Consider the following 20,359-nt stretch of genomic DNA (forward strand, 5'->3'; position numbering starts at 1 on the left):
TGATGCCCTGCTGAGAGCAGTAGGTGATGTAGCCTGCGAACACGTTGGTCACGGGCACATCCTTGAAGGGAGCGGTGTCAGCGCTCAGGTAGGAAGCGGTGGTGGGCCCCAGGATCAGGTTGCAGATGATCTTGGCGGCGGCACCGCGGGTCAGGACTTCAGTGGGCTTGAAGTCGCCGCCGGAATAACCGTCGACAACGCCGATGCCGCTGATGACGTCGACAGCTTCCTTGTAGGTGATGCTGCCGTCATCACTGAAGTCCTTGGCGCCGGCGCTGACGGTGACCAGAGACATGGTCATCACCAGAGCCAGTACCAGAGAAAGGAACTTCTTCATTGGGTGTTTACCTCCTTTAAATTTCCGCCGTTCCCTCATTTTGGCAAATTGGAGAGATACACTCCTCGCACAACGGCTTGCGGCCCTTGTGGGCCAGCGCTTTTCCGAACAACTTCGGTAGCATTTTGAGTTTTCATGCTACCAAACGGCTGCAAAGCTTGGAAACCCTGGAAAGTCTGGTAGCAAAATTAAAGATTTGGTAGCAGCCAATTATGGAAATTTTTTGATGCATCAGATCAGCAGAGGATTGTGATGACATCCAATGCGCTTTCCGGTACCGCTCTTTCTCTGAATGATTTGGTCTGAAAGGCGGGCCCGCGCTTTCTTGAAACGGATGTCACATCGTTGAAAAATAAAAATACACAGGCATTCCGCCCCTCGCAGAGGTAGATTCCCTTTGTCCGGACTGCGGACTGAAAAGCGAAGGATGATTAAAAATGAGCGACAAATATAATCTGCTGATTTGATACATAAATGAAACCATTGGAATAGACAATGAACAAGAAATCTGATATAATTTTGCGCGGTAAAAGACTATTCTCGCGAGAGGAGCAATTTCATGAAGCGAAAAAAAACCGTGCCGGCAGAGGTGGTTCCAAAACCGGTGAATGATGCGGCGCCTGTGCCGGAGAAAGACCATCCGCTGTATGACCGCCTGTTTGTTGTGGGATTTGCGGTGCTGCTGTTTTTTGCCATGACGGTGCAGACGGTTCCCATGAGCCTGATTCTGGCGGCTGTGGCATTGGCGCTGTCTTTTGGCAGGGGGGGCTATGCACGGTTTCGCGGCCGCCTGGGAATCCCGGTCCTGGGGTTTCTGGCCTTTTTGATCCTCTGCGGGGCCGCCAGCCTGTATACGAGCTTCGGCGCCTACGCTTACGGAGAATATGCCAAGCTGCTGGCGTCCGGAGCCCTAGGCCTGTTGCTGTTGGCACGCGGACGGGAACAGAACGCCGGCGGACTCCTGTTCGGCTTCTCTGCCGTGTGCGGAGTGATTGGGCTTCTATGTATCGATGCCGGGTGCCGGGGACCGCTCTTTCGCGGCTTTGCCTCTTTTATGGAGGGGCTTGGGGATGCAGCTTATCAGAGCCTGGATCAAGCGACCTATACGGGCGCCCGGTTTGACGGCATCTATAACGACGCAAACCTGACCGGCAGCCTGATGGCGCTGGCGGTCTTGGTGGGACTCTACCTGATCCGTACAGGACGGAAACCGTGGGAGCGATTTGCGGCTTGCTTTCTGACCGGACTGTCCGCAGTGGCCTTTTTTACCGCAATGAGCCGTGGTGCCATTCTCTGCTTTGGCGCGACACTGCTGGCCTATCTCCTGATTGCGGGAAAGGAAGAACGGCTGGGGCTTTTCTTTACCATGGCGGCAATGGGCATTTCCATGGTGGTATTCGGCGTGGTCTCGGCCTCGCTCCTGGCAGGCGGCCCTTTTTGGGGAACGCTGGTCGCTCTGCCGAGCGGAGTGCTGCTGTGGCTGCTGAACGAGTTCCCCGCCCGGAAGGCGGCTTCCGCGCTGGCGGGGCATGGAAAGCTCCTTGCCGGTGTGCTGGGAGGAGGGATTGCCGCGGGAATCGCGGCAGTTATACTGGCGCTCACGCTGACGGAGCCGTTTGTATTTACAGAGAGCAACTTCCTCTACCGGGGAGCCGATGTAGAGGGCGGAGAGACCTATACGTTTTCCGGTGATTGGGATAAAAGCAGCGAGATCACGGTGCTGGTCTATGGCTCCACACGGGAGCAGGAGCTGACCTCAGTCACTGAGACATATTATAATGGCCCGCTGGAAGAGGCGTCCTTTACGGTGTCGGAGGATGTGGGGCATGTTCTGATGCAGTTCCGCGGTCCTGCAGGCCTGGAGCTCCGGCAGGTGTCTCTGTCGGACGGAACCGAGATCCCGATGGCCTACACATTGCTGCCGGACAATATCGCGAATCGCCTCCAGAAAAATATATTTGAAGACAGCAGTTTTCTGCTGCGGCTGCAATATGATATAGACGGATGGACGCTTTTCAAAGAGTCCCCGTTGGCGGGACACGGTCTGGGAGCCACAGAGGGGCTGCTGACCTCTGTACAGCCGTTCTTTTATGAGTCCCTTTATCTCCACAACCACTTGCTACAGGTGATGGATGAGACCGGCCTGCTGGGTCTCGCTGCATTTTTGGCATTCATCCTGGGAACGGCCGTGCTGCTGGTCCGGCAGCTTCGCAAAGCGCGCACGCCCCTGGCGGCCATGCTGCTGGCCTGCTTGGTCATGATGAACCTCCACGGCCTGATGGAGATCTCTTTCTCCGTTCAGATGTTTCAGTGTGCGGCGTTTTTCCTGCTGCTGCTGCCAACAGTGTGTTACGGAACCTATACAGAGGGGAGGAAAAGGCGGGCCGCCGGTATTGTGGTCCTGGTGGTGTCGGACCTGTGGCTGGTGATTTCTGTTGCCCTGCTGGGCGGAAGCCTGCTGGCCCAAAAGGAATATCGGGAGCTGGATGCTGCCGGAATGACGACAGGCTCCTTCATAGAGACACTGGAAAGGCTGGACCGCATGGATGCATACAACGATCAGAGCTACAAGGTGAATCTGATGGGGAATGCGCTGCAGGCCGGCGGGATCAGCAATGAGGGCACAGCCGCCCGCTGTGCCAGAGAGCTGCGTGAAACCGGGGAGTTCGACTCCTGCTACTATGTTGCGGCTTACTACTATCTGCCGCTGGGGCAGGTGGAAAACTTTTTCGACGTCTTGCAGGAGGGCCTGCTGCAGGAACGCTCCAATTCCGAAGCGTGGAACAGCGCCATGAATTTGTGTATCCAGGCATTTTCACAAATTGATCCGGCAGAGGCAGACACATTTGCGGAAGGCGTCCGGGGAATCGGCGAAGCCATGGACCGGGCCAATGCGTATTTGCTGGTTCCGGTCGCTTTGACAGAAGAGAATGCGGCACTTTTGAACTGCGCCCGGACGGACTTACTGGATGGAGAAGGCATGTATGCAGCGATATCTCAGGTTCTAAGCCAAGCCGGGAATCCATCATAAAAAGGAAAAAATCCCCCCAACTGAGGTTGGGGGGATTTTTTGACCATGATTGCAATGGTATAGCTGTGGGTTGGTATAGATTCGAAAACTATGAAAAAATATATATTGTAAACTGTTTGGCACTGTGGTAGACTGTACAAGACATAAGGATGCTATATTTTGTCACATAATCGTAACAATTATTCCGATGCAGGACATACGGCGGTGAACACGGAATGCGACTGTGCTGTGACCACGAAAGAGGAGATGGAATGCGAACCGGGGTGAACATCCGAAAACGGAAAGACGGCCGATATGAGGCCCGCTATCCAAAGGGGCGGGATGCAGCTGGAAAGTTGCTCTATGGATACTGCTACGGGCACTCCTTTGAAGAGGCGCGGGAAAAACGGGACCGGATCATGGCGCAGCGCCCCCGGGAGATGAATCTGCTGATCCTTGGGGCAGGCGGACACGGTGAGATCATCCGGGAGCTGGCCCAGTCGCTGGGGGTATTCCGGAAAATCGGCTTTCTGGACGATGACTTGAAAAACCCGTTGGCAATGGGGCGGTGTGATGACTGCCTGCGGTATCTTGAGGAGTACCCGATTGCGATTCCCTCTGTGGGCGATCAGAAGTTACGGATGCAGTGGCTGGCTATGCTGGCCAGAAGCGGTTTTGTGCTGCCGATCTTGGTCCATCCGACTGCCACGGTTTCTCCGTCTGCGGCGGTTGGATACGGAACTGTGATCGAGGCCAGAGCCACGGTCTCGCCCGGAGTGCGAATCGGGAATGGCTGTATTATCGCCAGCGGCGCGACGATTGATCGAAATGTGAAAATCCCGGACGGGACCCTTGTGGGGTGCGGCCGGGTGATCACAGCGGCGGACTTTGAATGAGGAGCAAAAAGCGATATGGGAAACAGAATTTATCTGGCTTCTCCGACCATGCACCAGGAGGAGCAGGTTTTTATCCAGGAGGCGTTTGATACCAATTGGGTGGCCCCTCTGGGGAAGAACGTGGATGAGTTTGAAAAGGGAGTTGCGGAATTCGTCGGCGTCAAGTCTGCGGCGGCGCTGAATGCGGGAACCGCTGCGCTGCATCTGGCTGTGAAGCTGGCTGGCGTCCGGCGGGGAGACAAGGTGTTCTGTTCCGACCTGACCTTCTCCGCAACCGTAAATCCCGTGAGCTATGAGGGGGGCGAACAGGTCTTCATTGACAGCGAGCGGGAGACGTGGAATATGGACCCGCGGGCGCTGGAGCGGGCGTTTGAGCGGTATCCGGACTGCCGCTGTGTGATCGCGGCCAATCTGTACGGAACGCCTGCAAAGCTGGATGAAATCCGGGACATCTGCGATGCGCATGGAGCAGTGTTCATTGAGGACGCGGCGGAGAGCCTGTCTGCTACATACAAAGGACGCCAGACGGGTACCTTTGGGCAGTACAACGCCCTTTCCTTCAACGGCAACAAGATCATCACGACCTCCGGCGGCGGAATGCTGCTGTCCGACGATGAGGCGGGCATCTCCAAGGCCCGGTTTTGGGCCACGCAGGCCAGAGAGCCTTACCCGTGGTACGAGCACAAGGAGATCGGTTATAACTATCGGATGAGCAATATCGTGGCGGGGATCGGCCGCGGGCAGCTCATTCACCTTCTTGAGCACAGAACGAAGAAGGAGGCCATCTACCGGACTTATGAAAAAGCATTTCAAGGGCTTCCTGTGCGGATGAACCCCCATCTGCCTTACAGCCAGCCTAATTTCTGGCTCAGCTGTATGACTATTGACCCCGGCTGCACCGTGACGCCGGAACAGATTCGCCTGGCGCTGGAGGAGGAGAACATCGAGTCCCGTCCAATCTGGAAGCCCATGCACCTTCAGCCGGTGTTCGCGGCGCATGATTTCGTTACCGCGGGCGACAATGTAGGGGAGGACATCTTTGCCCGGGGACTGTGCCTGCCCAGCGACATCAAGATGGCGGACTCCGATCAGGAGCGGGTGATTTCTGTGATCCGGGGGCTGTTTTGATGTACCGGAAGTTTTTCAAGCGTTTTTTTGACGTTCTGCTCTCCGGCTGTGCGCTGATCTTACTCTCTCCGGTGCTGCTGATCGTGGCGGTGCTGGTGCGGACAAAGCTGGGCAGTCCGGTGATTTTCTGCCAGGAGCGCCCGGGGAAGAATGAGAAGATCTTCAAAATGTACAAGTTCCGCTCCATGACGGATGCCCGGGACGAAAACGGAGTGCTTCTGCCGGACGAGGTGCGGCTGACCCGGCTGGGCCGGATCCTGCGCTCCACCAGTCTGGACGAATTGCCGGAGCTGTGGAACATCCTGAGGGGGGATATGTCTATTGTGGGCCCCCGGCCGCTGCTGGTGAAGTATCTGCCCCTATACAATGAAGAGCAGCGTCACCGCCACGATGTGCGTCCGGGGCTGACGGGGCTGGCCCAGGTCAACGGACGAAATGCGATCACGTGGGAGGATCGGTTCATATATGATGTGCGCTATGTCTCCCGAATCACCGCCTGGGGAGATTTGAAGATCCTTTTGCAGACGGTCTCCAGCGTGATGCGGCGTGAGGGCATCTCCAGTGGGACTAGCGCGACTATGGAGGAATTCCAAGGAACGGGAGATGAGATGCGGTGCCTGAACAAGTGATCGTCCTGGGTGCCGGAGGCCATGGAAAGGTGGTGGCTGACGCTATCCTTTCCGCCGGCGACACAGTGCTGGGGTTCCTGGATGACGACCCGGCCCGCAATGCTGTTTGGGATATTCCGGTGCTGGGGCCCTTTGGTGCATGGGAGTCCTGGGCGGACCGGGTGGTGTTCGTGTTCGGCCTGGGAAACAACGCTCTGCGCCGGGAGTTGTCCGGGCAGATGCAGGTGAAATGGCATACCGCCGTCCATCCGGCTGCCCGGGTGGGCCGGGGCGTGGTCCTGGGCGAGGGGACCGTGGTCCTGGCCGGAGCGGTGCTCAACGCGGACGCCGCCGTGGGCCCCCACTGTATTATCAATACAGGCGCCATCGTGGAGCATGACTGCCGGGTGGGCGCCTGCACGCACATCTCTCCCCGGGCGGTGCTGTGCGGCACGGTCTTGGTGGGGGAGGAGAGCCACATCGGCGCGGGGGCTGTGGTGCGGAACAATCTCCGGGTCTGTTCCCATACAGTGGTAGGCGCGGGCAGCGTGGTGGTCCGGGATATCACCGAGCCCGGGACCTATGTGGGTGTTCCCGTGCGGAGGGTGCCATGAACAAGCGGGTATGGATCTGGAACCACTATGCCGGGTCTATGTATGAGGAGCAGGGTGGCCGGCACTATGCCTTTGCCAAGTATCTCAGGCAGGCCGGGTATGAGCCGGTGGTGTTCTGCTGCAACGCAAGGCACGGCAAGGCGGAGACCTATTTTCCTGATATGGATCTCTGGCAGGAGCATGAGGCAGAGGAAATCGGCGTGCCCTTTGTCTTTGTCCAGGGACGGACCTATGGGGGGAACGGAGCGCAGCGGGTCTTGAATATGGTGGACTTCTACCAGAACGTAAAAAAGACCGCAAGGGCCTATGCGAAAGCTCGTGGAAAGCCGGATGTGATCTATGCCTCCTCGGTTCACCCGCTGACGCTGGTAGCGGGAATCCAGACCGCAAAACACTTTGGCGTGCGGTGTGTATGTGAAGTGCGGGACCTCTGGCCGGAGTCTATTGTGGCCTACTCCAACCGGTTTACAAGAGAGAATCCCCTGATCCGGCTCTTATACCGAGGGGAGAAGTGGATCTACCAACGAGCGGACGCCCTGATCTTTACCATGGAGGGCGGCTATGACTATATCACGGAGCGAGGCTGGGAGCGGGCGATCCCCCGGTCCAAGGTCCACTGCATCAACAACGGCGTGGACCTGGAGCAGTTCCGGGAGCACCGGGCCCGCTTCCGGGTAGAAGATGCCGATCTGCAGGATCCCGCTCTGTTTAAGGTGGTCTATATCGGATCCATCAGGCGTGTGAACCAGCTGGGTGCGCTGTTGGACGCGGCCAAGCAGGTGACGGACCCCACGGTCCGCTTTCTGGTCTGGGGAGACGGCGACCAACGGGCGGCGCTGGAGCGGCGGGTGCAGGAGGAAGGCATCACGAATGTGATATTCAAGGGAAAAGTGGAGAAAAAGTACATTCCCGATATCGTCACAAAAGCCGATCTCAACCTCATCCACGGCAGCAATGATGGGAGATCTCTGCTGCGCTTTGGCATCAGCACCAATAAAATGTTTGACTGCTTTGCGGCAGGGAAGCCCATTTTGATGGATATCGCCGCCGGGTACAACCCGGTGGAGCAGTTTTACGCCGGCGTGTGCGTGGACTGTCCGGAGGTGCTGTCCCAGGCCATCGCCGGGCTCCGGCAGGCAGACGGGGACGTGCTGGGATCCCTGTGCCGGAACGCGGAGCGCGCCGCTGAGGCATACGATTACCGACAATTGACCGAAAGGTTGATCAAAGTTCTGGAAAAGGAGAGGTGATCTCCATGGAATTTACCTATGGAGCATACAGGGATCTTCTGGCGCTGCTGGACCGGCAGGGATACCAGGTGGCCACCTACCATGATTGGCAGGCGTATCCACGCTGCGTGATCTTGCGCCATGATATCGATAACAGCCCCGAGCAGGCTCTGGCCCTTGCACGGGTGGAGCGGGAAATGGGCGTGCGCAGCACGTATTTTGTTCTGTTGCGCAGTGAATTTTATAATGTGGCTGCCCGCCGCTGCCTGGAGACGCTGGGGCAGATCCAAGCTCTGGGGCATGAGTTGGGCCTGCATTTTGATGAGAAGGCTTATCCTGAGGCTGGGATAGAGGAAACTGCAGCGCATATCCTGCGGGAACGGGACATGCTATCCGCCCTTTTGGAAACACCGGTAACCAGCGTTTCCATGCACCGTCCGTCTCAGGCCACGCTGGATGCGGACCTGCAGATCCCCGGTATGATCAATTCCTATGGGCAGACGTTTTTCCATGATTTCAAATACCTCTCTGACAGCCGCCGGAGATGGCGGGAGCCGGTGGAGGAAATCGTGGCTTCGGGCAGGTATGACCGCCTGCACATCCTGACCCACGCTTTCTGGTATCACCAGCAGGAAGAGCCCATTGAAGTCACGGTGCGGCGGTTCATTTCCTCCGCCAATCAGGAACGCTACCGGCAGATGGAGGAAAATATCACAGACCTTGCCAGCATCATGGGGGGAGGTGCGTCCCTGTGAAGATCCAGGAGATCCTGGAATTTTTAGATGGGATGGAGCTTGCGTATACCTTTCAGGGCGATCCCCTGGCCCAGGTGGAGCGCTTTTCCTCCCTGTCCCACTACTGTCCCGGCTCGTTCACCTGGGTCAAAGCGTTGAAAAATGTGCCGGAGCACTTTGATCTCTCCGCGCTGACGCTGGTGTTCACCGGCCCCGATATGGAGCTGGAGGGTGCGGCCAACGTGATCCGCACAGCAGAGAGCAAGCGGGCGTTTTTCAGTACCATCGAGCATTTTTACGGAGAGGATGAGACCCGGCCCGCCATCGGGCAGGGCACGTATATCGGTCCCCGGGTCAAGCTGGGAAACAATGTCTGCATCGGCCACAATTGCACGCTGGATGGAGAGATTACCATTGGGGATGATACGGTCATCTGGAACAACGTGGTAATGGTGAACCGGGTGACGGTAGGAAGCCGTTGCACCATTTGCTCTGGCACCGTCATCGGCCATGATGGGTTCGGCTTTACCGAGGATGCAGCTCACCGAAAGACGATGGTCCGGCACTTTGGCGGCGTCCATATCGGCGATGACGTTACCATTCTGGAAAATTGCAGCATCAGCCGGGGCGTCATTGACGACACCATCATCAGCTCCGGCGTTAAGATCGATGCCCAGGTCCGCGTGGGGCATAACAGCGAGTTGGGCGAAAACTCCGCATTTGTGTGCGGTACCAGCATCTACGGATCCTGCCGCTTCGGAGCACACAGCTATGTGGCCACCAGTATTATCCGCAATCAGGTACAGGTGGAGGAAGGCGGCTTTGTAGGCATGGGTTCCGTGGTGGTGCGGGATGTTCCGGCCTACACGACTGTGGCAGGCAACCCCGCAAAACCGTTTGATAAAAAGAAAGAGGGATAATATGCAATTTATTGATTTGAAAGCCCAGTATCATGCCCTGAAAGCGGGGATCGACGCCAATATCCAGGCGGTAGTAGACAGTGCGGTTTTCATCGGCGGTCCCTATGTCAAAGAGCTGGAGGAGAAGCTGGCATCCTTCACCGGCCGCAAGCACTGCATCACGTGTGCCAACGGCACCGACGCCCTGCAGATCGCCTATATGGTGGCGGGCGTGGGCGCGGGAGACGCGGTATTCTGCCCTGACATGACCTTCATCTCCTCCACGGAGCCTGCCAAGATGTTCGGCGCGGTCTCCGTGTTTTGTGACATCACGCCCGACACCTACTGCCTGAGTCCGGAAAGCCTGGAGCGGCAGATCCAGGCAGTGCTGGCGGAGGGGAAGCTGACTCCCAAGGCCGTGGTGGCTGTGGATATCCTGGGCAATCCCTGCGATTATGACGTCATCGTTCCCATCTGTGAAAAGTACAGCCTGTTCCTTATTGAGGACGCCGCCCAGAGCTTCGGCGCTTCCTATCACGGGAAGAAGGCCTGTTCTTTCGGCCAAATTGCCACCACTTCCTTCTTCCCGGCCAAGCCTTTGGGCTGCTATGGCGACGGCGGCGCCATCTTCACCGACGATGACCACACGGCGGACCTGATCCGCTCCCTCTGTGTACACGGTAAGGGTCCCGGCGGCAAGTACGACAACGTCCGGGTGGGCATGAATTCCCGGCTGGACGCCATGCAGGCCGCCGTACTGCTGCCCAAGCTCAAGGCCCTGGGGGACTATGAGATCGATGCCCGCCAGCAGGTGGTAGAGCGGTATGGCCGGGCCTTTGCGGGAAAGCTCACTACGCCCTTCGTGGCAGAGGGTTGCGTCAGCGCCTGGGCCCAGTATGCACTGCTGGCGGCAGATACCGCACAGCGGGACAAGATCGTGGCCCATTTGAAAGAGGCCGGCATTCCCAATATGATCTATTATCCCACACCCCAGCATGCCCTGCCGGTGTTCCGGGATGAGCCCCATTACGGGGAGACCTTCCGCGATGCAGATGACTACTGTGCCCGGACCTTCTCCCTGCCTATGCACCCGTATCTGGAGCAGGCGGAGCAGCAGCAGATCATCGACGCGGTATTGGAGGCGCTGTGATGGCAGAGAAGGCGTATTTTGTCCATCCCTCCAGCTATGTGGATGAAGGCTGCGACATCGGCGCGGGAACGAAGATCTGGCATTTTTCCCACATCATGAGCGGCTGTACCATCGGAGAGCGCTGCAACATCGGGCAAAACGTGGTCATCTCTCCGGGCGTCAGGCTGGGGAACGGCTGCAAGATCCAGAACAATGTCTCCGTCTATACCGGTGTGGAGTGTGAGGACGGCGTGTTCCTTGGCCCCTCCTGTGTTTTTACCAACGTCATCAATCCCCGGGCTTTTATCGAGCGCAAGAGCGAATACCGTCGGACGGTGGTGAAAAAAGGCGCCAGCATCGGCGCCAATGCAACCATCGTCTGCGGACATGACATCGGCCGGTATGCCTTCGTGGGGGCCGGATCGGTGGTGACGAAAAACGTCCCGGACTACGCCATGGTTTATGGATCTCCCGCCAAGGTGCAGGGGTATGTGTGCCAGTGTGGGGAAAAGCTGCATTTCGCGGAGGGCAAGGCTTGCTGTACCGCTTGCGGCAAACAGTATCACATGAATGATAAATCCGCAGTAGAGGAGCTCGAGAAAATATGACGATGAAGGAAGAACTGATCGAAAAAATCAAAAACAGGACCCTGACCATGGGGGTGTGTGGCCTGGGCTATGTGGGACTGCCTCTGGCTGTGGATAAGGCCAAGCACGGCTTCCACACCATTGGCTTTGACGTGCAGCAGGAAAAGGTGGACATGGTCAACGCCGGAAAGAATTATATCGGCGATGTGGTCAACTCCGATCTGGAGGAACTAGTGTCCAGCGGAATGCTCAGCGCCACCACAGATTTTTCCAGGGTGTGCGATGTGGATTTCATTGCCATCTGCGTGCCCACTCCGCTGGACAAGCACCAGCAGCCTGACATCAGTTATGTCCGGGATTCCACGATTGCCATTGCCAAGCATCTGACCCGGGGCTCCATCGTGGTGCTGGAGTCCACCACTTATCCCGGCACCACTGAGGAACTGCTCAAGCCCCTTCTGGAGGAGGGCAGCGGCCTCAAGTGCGGGACGGACTTCTATCTGGGCTTCTCTCCCGAGCGCATCGATCCGGGCAATCTCATCTACAAGACCAGCAATACCCCCAAGGTTGTGGGTGCCATCGGCGCCGACGCCGTGGAGGTCATCGCCATGGTGTACCGCTCCATCCTGGAGGGAGATGTGACCACCGTATCCTCTCCCGCCGTGGCGGAGATGGAGAAGATCCTGGAGAATACCTACCGCAACATCAACATCGGCCTGGTAAATGAGCTGGCCATTTTGTGCAACAAAATGAACATCGACATCTGGGAGGTCATCGACGCCGCCAAGACCAAGCCCTACGGCTTCCAGGCGTTCTATCCCGGTCCGGGCCTGGGCGGGCACTGCATCCCCCTGGATCCCTACTACTTGAGCTGGAAGGCCCGGGAATACGGCTTCCACACGTCCATGATCGAGGCGTCCATGATGGTCAACGACCGGATGCCGGAGTATACGGTGGAGCGCGCCGGTAAGATCCTCAACCGCCACAAGAAGGCGCTCAACGGGGCCAAGGTCCTGATGCTGGGCATGGCCTACAAGCAGGATATCGACGACTACCGGGAAAGCCCTGCCATCCGGGTGATGGAGGAATTCCACAAGACCGGCGCCCAGACCGACTTTTATGATCCTTTCATCCCCAAGCTTCGCCATAACGGACAGTGGTATACCGGTGTGGAAACGCTGAACGCCGAGGTGGTGAAGGGGTACGACCTGGTCATCATCACCACCGCCCACAGCAATGTGGACTATCAGATGGTAGCCAACTGCGGTGTGCCGGTGTTTGACTGCAAAAACGTGATGAAAAACATCTCCAACCGGGAGAATATCGAGGTGCTGTAAGTGAAGAAGATCTGTTCCGTTGTGGGGGCGCGCCCACAGTTCATCAAGTTAGCCGTGGTGTCCCGGGTCCTGCGGAAGGAGTTTCAGGAAGTGCTCATCCACACGGGACAGCACTATGACCACAATATGTCCGATGTCTTTTTTGAAGAGATGGATATTCCCAAGCCGGATTATAATCTGGGGATCTCCGGCGGAAGCCACGGCAAGATGACCGGGGAGATGCTGGAAAAACTGGAGGAAGTCTTCATAAAGGAAGCGCCGGACATGGTGCTGGTCTTCGGCGACACCAATTCCACCATGGCTGCGGCACTGGCGGCCGTAAAGCTCCATATCCCCATCTGCCATGTGGAAGCGGGTAACCGCCTGGGAACGTTGGAGAGCCCTGAGGAAGTCAACCGCATCGTGACGGATCATGTTTCCAGTCTGCACCTGGTATGTACCCCCTCCGGCGTGGAGTTTCTCCGTCGGGAAGGCTTCCAGGATTCTGTGGTACTGGTGGGAGACCCGATGTATGACGCCTTCTGCTACTACACCCGGCAGCTGGACGGCAGTGAACTGGCGGGCATCGTGGATTTCCAAGGCGCTCCGCTGGAGGTCCCGGCCAAATTCTACTATCTCACCTGCCACCGTCAGGAGAATACGGATACGGACGAAAATCTCCGGGGTATTTTTGATGCTATGGAGGCACTGGATGCCCCGGTGATCTACCCGGTGCATCCCAGGAATCACGCCAGGGCAGAGCGGCTTTGCAGTCAGCGAGCCTACCGGAACCTGCTCTTGACGCAGCCTGTGGGCTATCAGACGTCCATCTCCCTGGTGAACCGGGCTGAAAAAATCGTGACAGACTCCGGCGGTGTCCAGCGGGAGGCATTCTTCGCCAAAAAGCCCTGCGTGACGGTGCTGGACTATGTGGGCTGGCCGGAGACCATGGTCAACGGCTACAATCAGCTGGCCAGGCCGGAAAAGGCGGACATCCTGGAAAAGCTGTCCCGGCCCGTGACGTTCGACCCCGCCTACCAGCCCTTCGGAGACGGCCATTCCGCGGAGAAGATCGTCTCTGAGATCCGAAAATTCCTGCAATGATACACGTCTGCCATATGACCAGCGCCCACGCATCCGACGACACCAGGATCTTTTATAAGGAATGCGTCTCTCTGGCAAAGGCGGGATATGAGGTATCTCTGGTGGCCCGGGGCCCGGCCCGTGAGGAGGCCGGCGTCCGGGTCGTGGGCGTGGGCGTGCCCTCAGGCGGCCGTCTTTTCCGGATGCTGTTCTTTGCCCGCAGGATATACCGGCAGGCGCTGGCACTGGACGCCGAGGTCTACCATCTCCATGACCCGGAGCTGCTGCCATATGGACTGCGGCTCAAGCGCCGCGGGAAAGTGGTCATATTCGACAGCCATGAGTTTACTGCTCAGGCCATCCTGGAAAAGCACTGGCTCCCAAAGCCCCTGCGCCGGATCGTGTACCGTCTGTATCAGGCGTATGAGGCCTCCGTCTGCCGGCGGCTGGATGCAGTCATCAGCGTCTCGCCTCATATCGTGGACTATTTTTCCAAGATCAATCCCCGGACCGTGCAGGTGACGAATTATCCCATCTTTCGGGAGGCTCCCATGCCCGATGACGGCGGGGACGCGCGGATCATATTCGCCGGCGGCATCACCCCCCAATGGATGCACGAGACGGTCCTCAAGGCCCTGGAGAAGGTGCCGGAGTGCCGCTATACCCTCTGCGGCCCGGTGGGGGAGGCGTACCTTTCCCGCCTGGAGGCACTGCCTGGCTGGGCGCAGACAGATTACCTGGGTCGGATCCCCCACGGAGAAGTGGCGAAGCAGATGGCGCACTGCCGTGCGGGAGTCGCGCTGCTGCGCCCGGGAAAGAATACCAACGGGCACAGCGGCACCATGGGCAACACCAAGATCTTTGAAGAGATGATGGCGGGTCTGCCGGTGATCTGCACGGATTTTTCCCTGTGGCGGGAATTCGTGGAGCGGTATCACTGCGGCGTGTGCGTAGACCCGGAAGATGTGGACCAGGTGGTCCTGGCCCTGCGCCGCCTGCTGGAGCATCCGGAGGAAGCCCGTCAGATGGGCGAGAACGGCCGCAGAGCCGTCCGGGAGGCATTCAACTGGAGCGTGGAGGAACAGACGCTGCTGGGGCTCTATCGAGACTTGAGCGGATCTTGTGACAAGGGCCGATGAGCCGGATCTGTCCGGCGCGTGGTCCGGTAGGGGAGGCGAAACACAGAGATGATGGAAACCATCGTCAAACACGGCGGCGCGTGCATGCACGTCACGGGTTTTTTTGCATACCGGGATCTTCCCTGCGGGGAGGCCTCCGCCCGGGCGTTCCTCGCCCAGTATCAGTCCACGGGCGTGCTGGACTTCGCGGATTGTCTCGGCGTCTACCGGGCCCGGATCGACCGGGAGGACGGAACGGCCGTCTGGTTTTCCGACAACTACGGCGGGTCGTCCTTTTTCATCAACTGGCAGACGGGGACCATCTCCCCGTCCCTGTATGAAAGCGCAGCACCGGAGGAAAGAAAGCCAAATCCCGTCGCCATTGCGGAATTTCTCTATTTTGGCTGTACGTACTCCTATGACACGATCTTTTCCGGCGTGACCAGGAGTGACCCCGACTGTTACTATGTCGTGCGGGATACCGGCATCGAGACGCGCTCCAAGGAGCTCCCCCCGCTGGAGCAATTGGAGCCTGGCCAGGAGGCCATGGCGTCGCTGATGGAGCGGGTCTGCCGGGCAGCGCAGGGACTTTCCATGGGCTGTGCGGTCACAGGCGGCGTCGACAGCCGCTCTGTCCTGGCGCATCTTCTGGCCAACGGGGTCCGGCCTGCCCTGACGGTGACCGGTCCTCCCGATCATCCGGACGTGTGCCTGGCCGGGAAGATCGCTGATGTTTTGGGGCAGGAGCTGACGGTCTTTTCCGATGCGCCGGAGGGAGATGCCTGGCTGCAAGAGGCCATCCGCCAGGTGGACGGCATGGCGGGCGTGTGCGGCGCCTACCGCCTGGCAAAGCAGTCCGGCGGCCTTGCCGCCCGAGGCATTGCCCTGAAATTCGGAGGCGGCGCCGGGGAGCTGTACAAAAACAGCTTCCTCAACCAGGACTTTCCCTTTTACGGCGGCAAGCCTGACTGGAAGCGCTTTTTGAGATTCAAGGTCATCACCTACGACTTTCCCGACGGCATCTGCGGAGGGCAGACGGAGGAGGCTATCCGGCAGACGCCGGAGCGGCTGTACCGCAAATTCAGCCGGTATAGCCGGCCCACCAAGGCCGAGTCCTATCTCTGCGCCGGCTATGCCATCATGCAGATGCGCCTGGCGGGCATCAGCAATATGGAGAACCGCTTTTACGCGGCCTATACGCCCCTGATGGAACGGTCCGTGGCTGCGTCGGTCCTGGGGCAGCCGCCCCGCCGGCTGGAGATGCAGGCCTGGCAGCGCCGTCAGGTCACCCAACACGCACCTGTCCTCAAGGACATCCCGACGGACCGCGGCCTCACCTGCGACAGCGCCCGGGCAGGGACGGAGTGGGCGAGAAGCATGTGGTTCCTTGCGAAAGTGGCGGCCGGGCGCGTCTTCCGGCGCAGCCGGGTCCCCTCCCGCATCGACCGCTGCTTTGCCCAGGGGCTGTCCTCTCCGGCGTATCACGCCGCTGTGGAGCGGTGCAGAGAACTGGGTATCCTTTCAGAGCATGTACAGGCTGAGCAGATCCCCCGGATGATCGCGGACCGGGTCTTTGCAGTGGGCATGATGTTTTCCTCTCCGCAGGAGCGGACCGGAAACTGATACTATCAAACAGAGAAGAGGAATGTTGTTATGAAATACGCGCTCATCGGCTGTGGCCGCATTGCCACCAATCACATCAAAGCCGTCCTGAACAACCACCTGGAGCTTTCCGCCGTCTGCGACGTCAAGCCCGAGGCCATGGAAGCGCTGCTGGCCAAGCACGGCCTGGAGCAGGATACCTCCATTCGCCGCTATACCGATTATAAAGAGATGGTGGAGACGGAAAAGCCCACCCTGGTGGGCATCGCCACCGAAAGCGGCATCCACGCCGAGATCGCGCTTTACTGCATCGCCCACGGCGTCAACGTCATCATCGAAAAGCCCATGGCCATGTCCATGGCTGACGCCGACGCCATCGTGGAAGCCGCGCAGCGGAACCATGTCAAGGTGTGCGCCTGCCATCAAAACCGCTTCAACCCGGCAGTGCAGGCTACCCGGAAGGCACTGGAGGAGGGCCGCTTCGGCAAGCTCTCCCACGGGTCTATCCATGTGCGCTGGAACCGGAACAAGGGCTATTACGACCAGGCTCCCTGGCGCGGCACCTGGGCCCAGGACGGCGGGTGCATGATGAACCAGTGCATCCACGGTGTGGATCTGCTGCGCTGGATGATGGGAGACGAGGTGGAGGAGGTCTATGCGCAGACCGCCCAGCAGTTCCACCACTATCTGGAGTGCGAGGATGTGGGCATGGCCGTGGTGAAGTTCAAAAACGGGGCCATCGGCACCATTGAGGGCACCACCAATGTTTACCCCAAGAATCTGGAGGAAACGCTCTATCTGTTCGGAGAGACAGGCACGGTGAAGATCGGCGGCACGTCCACCAACAACATCGACGTGTGGGACTTTGCCGACCAGCGCCCGGAGGACGCGGACCTCAAGGGGCTGCAGGAAGCCACCAGCAATGTCTACGGCAATGGCCACACCCTGGTCTACGCGGACATGATGGACGCCATCGCCCAGGACCGGCCGCCTTATATCGATGCAAAGGCCGGCCGCCGAGCCCTGGAGATGATCTTGGCCATGTATCAGTCCGCGGCCACGGGACTGCCGGTGAAGCTGCCGCTGAAGGATGTGGCCTCCACGGACTTTACCGGGCGCTTCTCCCGCTGACAGGTCTCAACGTCCCACAGGGAATAGAGGCTCCTGTTCCGGCGTAGGCGCGCTCTTCCGCTGAAAGAGAGGAGATCGTGTATGTGTGGGATCAGTGGTTATCTGGATCTGGACCGGGGCGTGGATACGGACACGCTGCGCCGCATGACGGATGTGATCCGCCATCGGGGCCCGGATGATGAAGGCTATGCGCTGATCGGAAAAGGGGGCGCGGCCTTTTACCGGGGAGAGGACACGCTGCCCCAGCTCTCTCTGCCCCCTCTGGAGCAGGGAGGCAGCGGAACCTTTCTGGGACTGGGGCACCGGCGGCTGAGCATTTTGGATCTCAGTGCCGCCGGCCACCAGCCCATGGCCCTGCCGGAGCGGGATCTCGCGCTCACCTACAATGGGGAGCTCTATAACTATCTGGAGCTGCGGGCGCAGCTGGAGGCGTTGGGGCATCGCTTTCGGACGAACTGCGATACCGAGGTCCTGCTCCATGCCTACTGCCAGTGGGGCGAGGACTGCCTGGACCATTTCAATGGCATGTGGGGCTTTGCCCTCTGGGACGGCAAAGAGAACAAGCTGTTTTGCGCCCGGGACCGGCTGGGAGCCAAGCCCCTTCACTACTACCACAGCGCCAACAAGCTGCTGCTGGGCTCCGAATTAAAACAGCTCTGTCAGGACCCCGCCATCCGGCGGACCTTCAACAGGCCGTACCTGGCGGCGAATCTGATGTACCGCCTGGGCGACTACGACGATGAAACGCTCATCGAGGGAATGCGGGCGCTCCCCCCGGGGCACAAGCTGGTGGTGCAGGTGGCCCCGGAAGGGGACCGCATCGTCTCCGTGACGGTCACCCCTTACTGGACGCTGCATGTCCGCTACGATGACAGCTATACCCAGGCCCAGTGGGAGGAGCAGGTGGCCGAGGAGTTCTCCCGGGCATGCCGCTGGCGGCTGCGCAGCGATGCGCCGGTGGCCGCCCTGCTCTCCGGCGGGTTGGATTCCTCCTGTATGGTCACGGAACTGTGCGGGCAGATGTCCGACCCGGCCCAGCTGCACACCTTTACCACCAGCTATCCGGGAGATGCCTCCTGTGATGAATGGTACTTTGCAGATCTGGTGAACCGGGCCTGCGGCTGCACGGGCAACCAGATCCTGCCGGCCCCCACGGACATCGAGGGCCAGTTTGAAAACGTGGTCTGGCATACGGAGGGCCTGTGCGGATTGTCGCTGCTGGGAGTCAAGGCACTTTTGGAGCAGGTGCGCTCCCAGGGCTATAAGGTGGTACTCAACGGACAATGCGGCGACGAGCTGATGCTGGGGTATGAGCGGTATTACGCCTTTTATTTCTCCTGGCTGCTGAAGACCGGGCGGATCCGGCGGCTCCTGCGGGAATTCCCCCAGGCGGGCCGTCACTCCCGGCTGCATCTGCACAGCTTGGCCGCCTATGTGCTTTATTTCGATCTCCCCATGGTACGGGATACCCGCCAGCTGCACCGCGCGGAGCGGTTCGTGAAGCGGGACCTCCTGGAGATGCGGAAAAAAGCGCAGCTGCACGAGCTGCTCTATCCGCGTTCCCTGGAGCAGCTTCAATATCTGGAGCTGACGGCCACGCAGCTGCCCAACATCGTGCGGATGGATGACCGGCTGTTCATGTCCGCTTCTCTGGAGAGCCGCATCCCGTTCATGGATTACCAGTTCGTGGAGCTGGCATGCCGCATCCCGCCGGAATACAAGATCCGGGAGGGATACACGAAATACCTGATGCGGTGTGTTTTCGATGCCCGGATGCCCCGGGAAGTCACTTGGCGCACCAACAAGCTGGGCTTCGGCGCACCGGTGGATGCGTGGGCCAGACAAGTCTCGCTGGAGTATCTTCTCTCCCTTATCCGAAATGCCAGGACCGCGCCGTATTTCTGGCAGGACGCGTTGGAGGCTCTGGCGCTAAGATCGCCTGTGCATCCTGCTGTTTTTGAATTTTTGACGATGGAATCATTCGCACGCCAGTTCGATGTGTCCGTGTGAATGGGGGGATCACCGTATTTTTTCGACACGGCATTGCAAACTCGGACGAGATGATAGTATAAAAAATGGCTTAGAGATTTCCTTGCTCCTGACTTTGGGCTCGTGCAGGGGTGTCTGGTTGGAGGTTAACATTCCATGTTTCATTCATTCAAAGTTCTCTGGGACCACAGGAAGATGCTGTGGGCTACGACGCTGGCGGACATTCAGTCCCGATACGCCGGATCCGTATTGGGGATGTTCTGGCTGGTGATCTATCCCATCCTGATGCTGACGGCCTATTCCGTCGTCTATGTATTCATCTTCCAGGTCCGGTTGGAACAGATCACCACGCCGCAGTATGTGATGCTGATCTTTTCCGGCTTGATCCCGTTTCTGGGCTTCAGCGAGGGGTTGGGGAACTCTGTGATCTCCGTTACATCCAATGCCTCCCTGGTGAAAAACACGCTCTATCCCATCGAGCTCATCCCGGTAAAAGCAGTTCTCTTTAGCCAGTGTACGGAAGTAGTGGGCCTGATCTTGCTGACGGTTGCGGTAGCGGTGACGGGCCTTTTGTCCCCGTGGCTGCTGCTGGCTCTGCCGCTGTGGAGCTTTCAGGTAATCTTCGGCATCGGCGTAGGCTGGCTGATCTCTTCCATCAACGTGGTGCTGCGGGATATGCAGAGCCTCATCAACATCATCAGTCTGATGCTGATGATGATCAGCCCCATCGCCTACACGCCGGATATGATCCCGGCAGGCCTGCGGCCATTTCTCCGCCTGAACCCCCTCTACTATTTTATCACTGCGTATCAGCACTGTTTCATTTATGGTGAGATGCCTCCGCGAGACATCCTGGTGGCGGTGGTACTGATCTCCCTGGGCACGTTCCTGGTGGGATTCTGGGTTTTTGAGAAGATGAAGCAGCTCTTTGACGACAACATTTAAAGGA

At 58.7% G+C, this 20,359-nt stretch carries 18 protein-coding genes; 17 read left to right on the top strand and 1 reads right to left on the bottom strand.

Translation table 11 applies throughout. The features are described 5' to 3' along the window. A partial coding sequence (locus tag HMPREF1546_RS15820) for an S-layer homology domain-containing protein (RefSeq protein ID WP_021752124.1) occupies positions 1-337 on the bottom strand: 337 nt, incomplete at its 3' end. Between the two features lie 559 nt (positions 338-896). Between HMPREF1546_RS15820 and HMPREF1546_RS15825 the strand changes: the two genes are divergently transcribed. The 17 genes from HMPREF1546_RS15825 (at position 897) to HMPREF1546_RS15905 (ending at position 20,355) form a co-directional block, all read left to right on the top strand. Further along, entirely contained in the window at positions 897-3,368 is a 2,472-nt protein-coding gene (locus HMPREF1546_RS15825; RefSeq protein WP_021748928.1) for an O-antigen ligase, read from the top strand. Positions 3,369-3,619: 251 nt separating this feature from the next. Further along, a complete protein-coding gene (locus HMPREF1546_RS15830; RefSeq protein WP_021748927.1) occupies positions 3,620-4,243 on the top strand; it encodes a bacterial transferase hexapeptide repeat protein in 624 nt (207 codons plus the stop codon). A gap of 15 nt (positions 4,244-4,258) precedes the next feature. After that, positions 4,259-5,371 (top strand): DegT/DnrJ/EryC1/StrS aminotransferase family protein, encoded by a 1,113-nt coding sequence (locus tag HMPREF1546_RS15835; RefSeq protein WP_036630074.1) that lies wholly within the window; start codon positions 4,259-4,261, stop codon positions 5,369-5,371. Further along, positions 5,371-6,000, top strand: coding sequence for a sugar transferase (locus tag HMPREF1546_RS15840; RefSeq protein WP_021748925.1), 630 nt, complete (start codon positions 5,371-5,373; stop codon positions 5,998-6,000). Before HMPREF1546_RS15835 ends, HMPREF1546_RS15840 begins: the two co-directional genes overlap by 1 nt. Continuing rightward, positions 5,985-6,593 carry an acetyltransferase gene (locus tag HMPREF1546_RS15845; RefSeq protein ID WP_036630073.1) on the top strand — a complete coding sequence of 203 codons (609 nt, stop codon included), beginning with the start codon at positions 5,985-5,987 and terminating at the stop codon, positions 6,591-6,593. Before HMPREF1546_RS15840 ends, HMPREF1546_RS15845 begins: the two co-directional genes overlap by 16 nt. After that, positions 6,590-7,843 carry a glycosyltransferase family 4 protein gene (locus tag HMPREF1546_RS15850; protein WP_021748923.1) on the top strand — a complete coding sequence of 418 codons (1,254 nt, stop codon included), beginning with the start codon at positions 6,590-6,592 and terminating at the stop codon, positions 7,841-7,843. Before HMPREF1546_RS15845 ends, HMPREF1546_RS15850 begins: the two co-directional genes overlap by 4 nt. A gap of 5 nt (positions 7,844-7,848) precedes the next feature. Then, positions 7,849-8,577 (top strand): hypothetical protein, encoded by a 729-nt coding sequence (locus tag HMPREF1546_RS15855; RefSeq protein WP_036630072.1) that lies wholly within the window; start codon positions 7,849-7,851, stop codon positions 8,575-8,577. Further along, positions 8,574-9,476: a DapH/DapD/GlmU-related protein gene (locus HMPREF1546_RS15860; RefSeq protein ID WP_021748921.1), complete on the top strand. Its 903-nt coding sequence runs from the start codon at positions 8,574-8,576 to the stop codon at positions 9,474-9,476. Before HMPREF1546_RS15855 ends, HMPREF1546_RS15860 begins: the two co-directional genes overlap by 4 nt. A 1-nt stretch (position 9,477) precedes the next feature. Continuing rightward, the gene (locus tag HMPREF1546_RS15865) at positions 9,478-10,605 is read left to right on the top strand and encodes a DegT/DnrJ/EryC1/StrS aminotransferase family protein (protein WP_021748920.1); all 1,128 of its coding nucleotides are present in this window, start codon (positions 9,478-9,480) and stop codon (positions 10,603-10,605) included. Next, positions 10,605-11,192: an acyltransferase gene (locus tag HMPREF1546_RS15870; protein WP_021748919.1), complete on the top strand. Its 588-nt coding sequence runs from the start codon at positions 10,605-10,607 to the stop codon at positions 11,190-11,192. Before HMPREF1546_RS15865 ends, HMPREF1546_RS15870 begins: the two co-directional genes overlap by 1 nt. A 2-nt stretch (positions 11,193-11,194) precedes the next feature. Continuing rightward, complete coding sequence (locus HMPREF1546_RS15875) at positions 11,195-12,508, top strand: nucleotide sugar dehydrogenase (RefSeq protein ID WP_036630082.1); 1,314 nt, start codon at positions 11,195-11,197, stop codon at positions 12,506-12,508. Further along, positions 12,509-13,591: a non-hydrolyzing UDP-N-acetylglucosamine 2-epimerase gene (gene wecB / locus HMPREF1546_RS15880; RefSeq protein ID WP_021748917.1), complete on the top strand. Its 1,083-nt coding sequence runs from the start codon at positions 12,509-12,511 to the stop codon at positions 13,589-13,591. Positions 13,592-13,605: 14 nt separating this feature from the next. Then, the gene (locus HMPREF1546_RS15885) at positions 13,606-14,709 is read left to right on the top strand and encodes a glycosyltransferase family 4 protein (protein ID WP_198145324.1); all 1,104 of its coding nucleotides are present in this window, start codon (positions 13,606-13,608) and stop codon (positions 14,707-14,709) included. Between the two features lie 48 nt (positions 14,710-14,757). Further along, entirely contained in the window at positions 14,758-16,311 is a 1,554-nt protein-coding gene (locus tag HMPREF1546_RS15890) for a hypothetical protein (RefSeq protein ID WP_021748915.1), read from the top strand. A 30-nt stretch (positions 16,312-16,341) separates the two neighbouring features. After that, entirely contained in the window at positions 16,342-17,421 is a 1,080-nt protein-coding gene (locus HMPREF1546_RS15895; RefSeq protein WP_021748914.1) for a Gfo/Idh/MocA family protein, read from the top strand. 81 nt (positions 17,422-17,502) lie between these two features. Next, entirely contained in the window at positions 17,503-19,431 is a 1,929-nt protein-coding gene (asnB, locus tag HMPREF1546_RS15900; protein WP_021748913.1) for an asparagine synthase (glutamine-hydrolyzing), read from the top strand. A gap of 135 nt (positions 19,432-19,566) precedes the next feature. Further along, entirely contained in the window at positions 19,567-20,355 is a 789-nt protein-coding gene (locus tag HMPREF1546_RS15905) for an ABC transporter permease (RefSeq protein WP_021748912.1), read from the top strand. Positions 20,356-20,359: the final 4 nt, after the last annotated feature.

Origin of the sequence: Oscillibacter sp. KLE 1745, from assembly GCF_000469445.2 — a bacterium.
Taxonomy (GTDB): domain Bacteria; phylum Bacillota; class Clostridia; order Oscillospirales; family Oscillospiraceae; genus Oscillibacter; species Oscillibacter welbionis.

What these genes read in the sequence shown, in the direction of transcription:
- HMPREF1546_RS15825 (WP_021748928.1), top strand. Translation starts at nt 897, where the DNA reads ATGAAGCGAAAAAAAACCGTGCCGGCAGAGGTGGTTCCAAAACCGGTG.
- HMPREF1546_RS15895 (WP_021748914.1), top strand. Translation starts at nt 16,342, where the DNA reads ATGAAATACGCGCTCATCGGCTGTGGCCGCATTGCCACCAATCACATC.
- HMPREF1546_RS15875 (WP_036630082.1), top strand. Translation starts at nt 11,195, where the DNA reads ATGAAGGAAGAACTGATCGAAAAAATCAAAAACAGGACCCTGACCATG.
- HMPREF1546_RS15840 (WP_021748925.1), top strand. Translation starts at nt 5,371, where the DNA reads ATGTACCGGAAGTTTTTCAAGCGTTTTTTTGACGTTCTGCTCTCCGGC.
- HMPREF1546_RS15850 (WP_021748923.1), top strand. Translation starts at nt 6,590, where the DNA reads ATGAACAAGCGGGTATGGATCTGGAACCACTATGCCGGGTCTATGTAT.
- HMPREF1546_RS15885 (WP_198145324.1), top strand. Translation starts at nt 13,606, where the DNA reads ATGACCAGCGCCCACGCATCCGACGACACCAGGATCTTTTATAAGGAA.
- HMPREF1546_RS15890 (WP_021748915.1), top strand. Translation starts at nt 14,758, where the DNA reads ATGATGGAAACCATCGTCAAACACGGCGGCGCGTGCATGCACGTCACG.
- HMPREF1546_RS15870 (WP_021748919.1), top strand. Translation starts at nt 10,605, where the DNA reads ATGGCAGAGAAGGCGTATTTTGTCCATCCCTCCAGCTATGTGGATGAA.
- HMPREF1546_RS15865 (WP_021748920.1), top strand. Translation starts at nt 9,478, where the DNA reads ATGCAATTTATTGATTTGAAAGCCCAGTATCATGCCCTGAAAGCGGGG.
- HMPREF1546_RS15855 (WP_036630072.1), top strand. Translation starts at nt 7,849, where the DNA reads ATGGAATTTACCTATGGAGCATACAGGGATCTTCTGGCGCTGCTGGAC.
- HMPREF1546_RS15830 (WP_021748927.1), top strand. Translation starts at nt 3,620, where the DNA reads ATGCGAACCGGGGTGAACATCCGAAAACGGAAAGACGGCCGATATGAG.
- asnB (WP_021748913.1), top strand. Translation starts at nt 17,503, where the DNA reads ATGTGTGGGATCAGTGGTTATCTGGATCTGGACCGGGGCGTGGATACG.
- HMPREF1546_RS15835 (WP_036630074.1), top strand. Translation starts at nt 4,259, where the DNA reads ATGGGAAACAGAATTTATCTGGCTTCTCCGACCATGCACCAGGAGGAG.
- HMPREF1546_RS15905 (WP_021748912.1), top strand. Translation starts at nt 19,567, where the DNA reads ATGTTTCATTCATTCAAAGTTCTCTGGGACCACAGGAAGATGCTGTGG.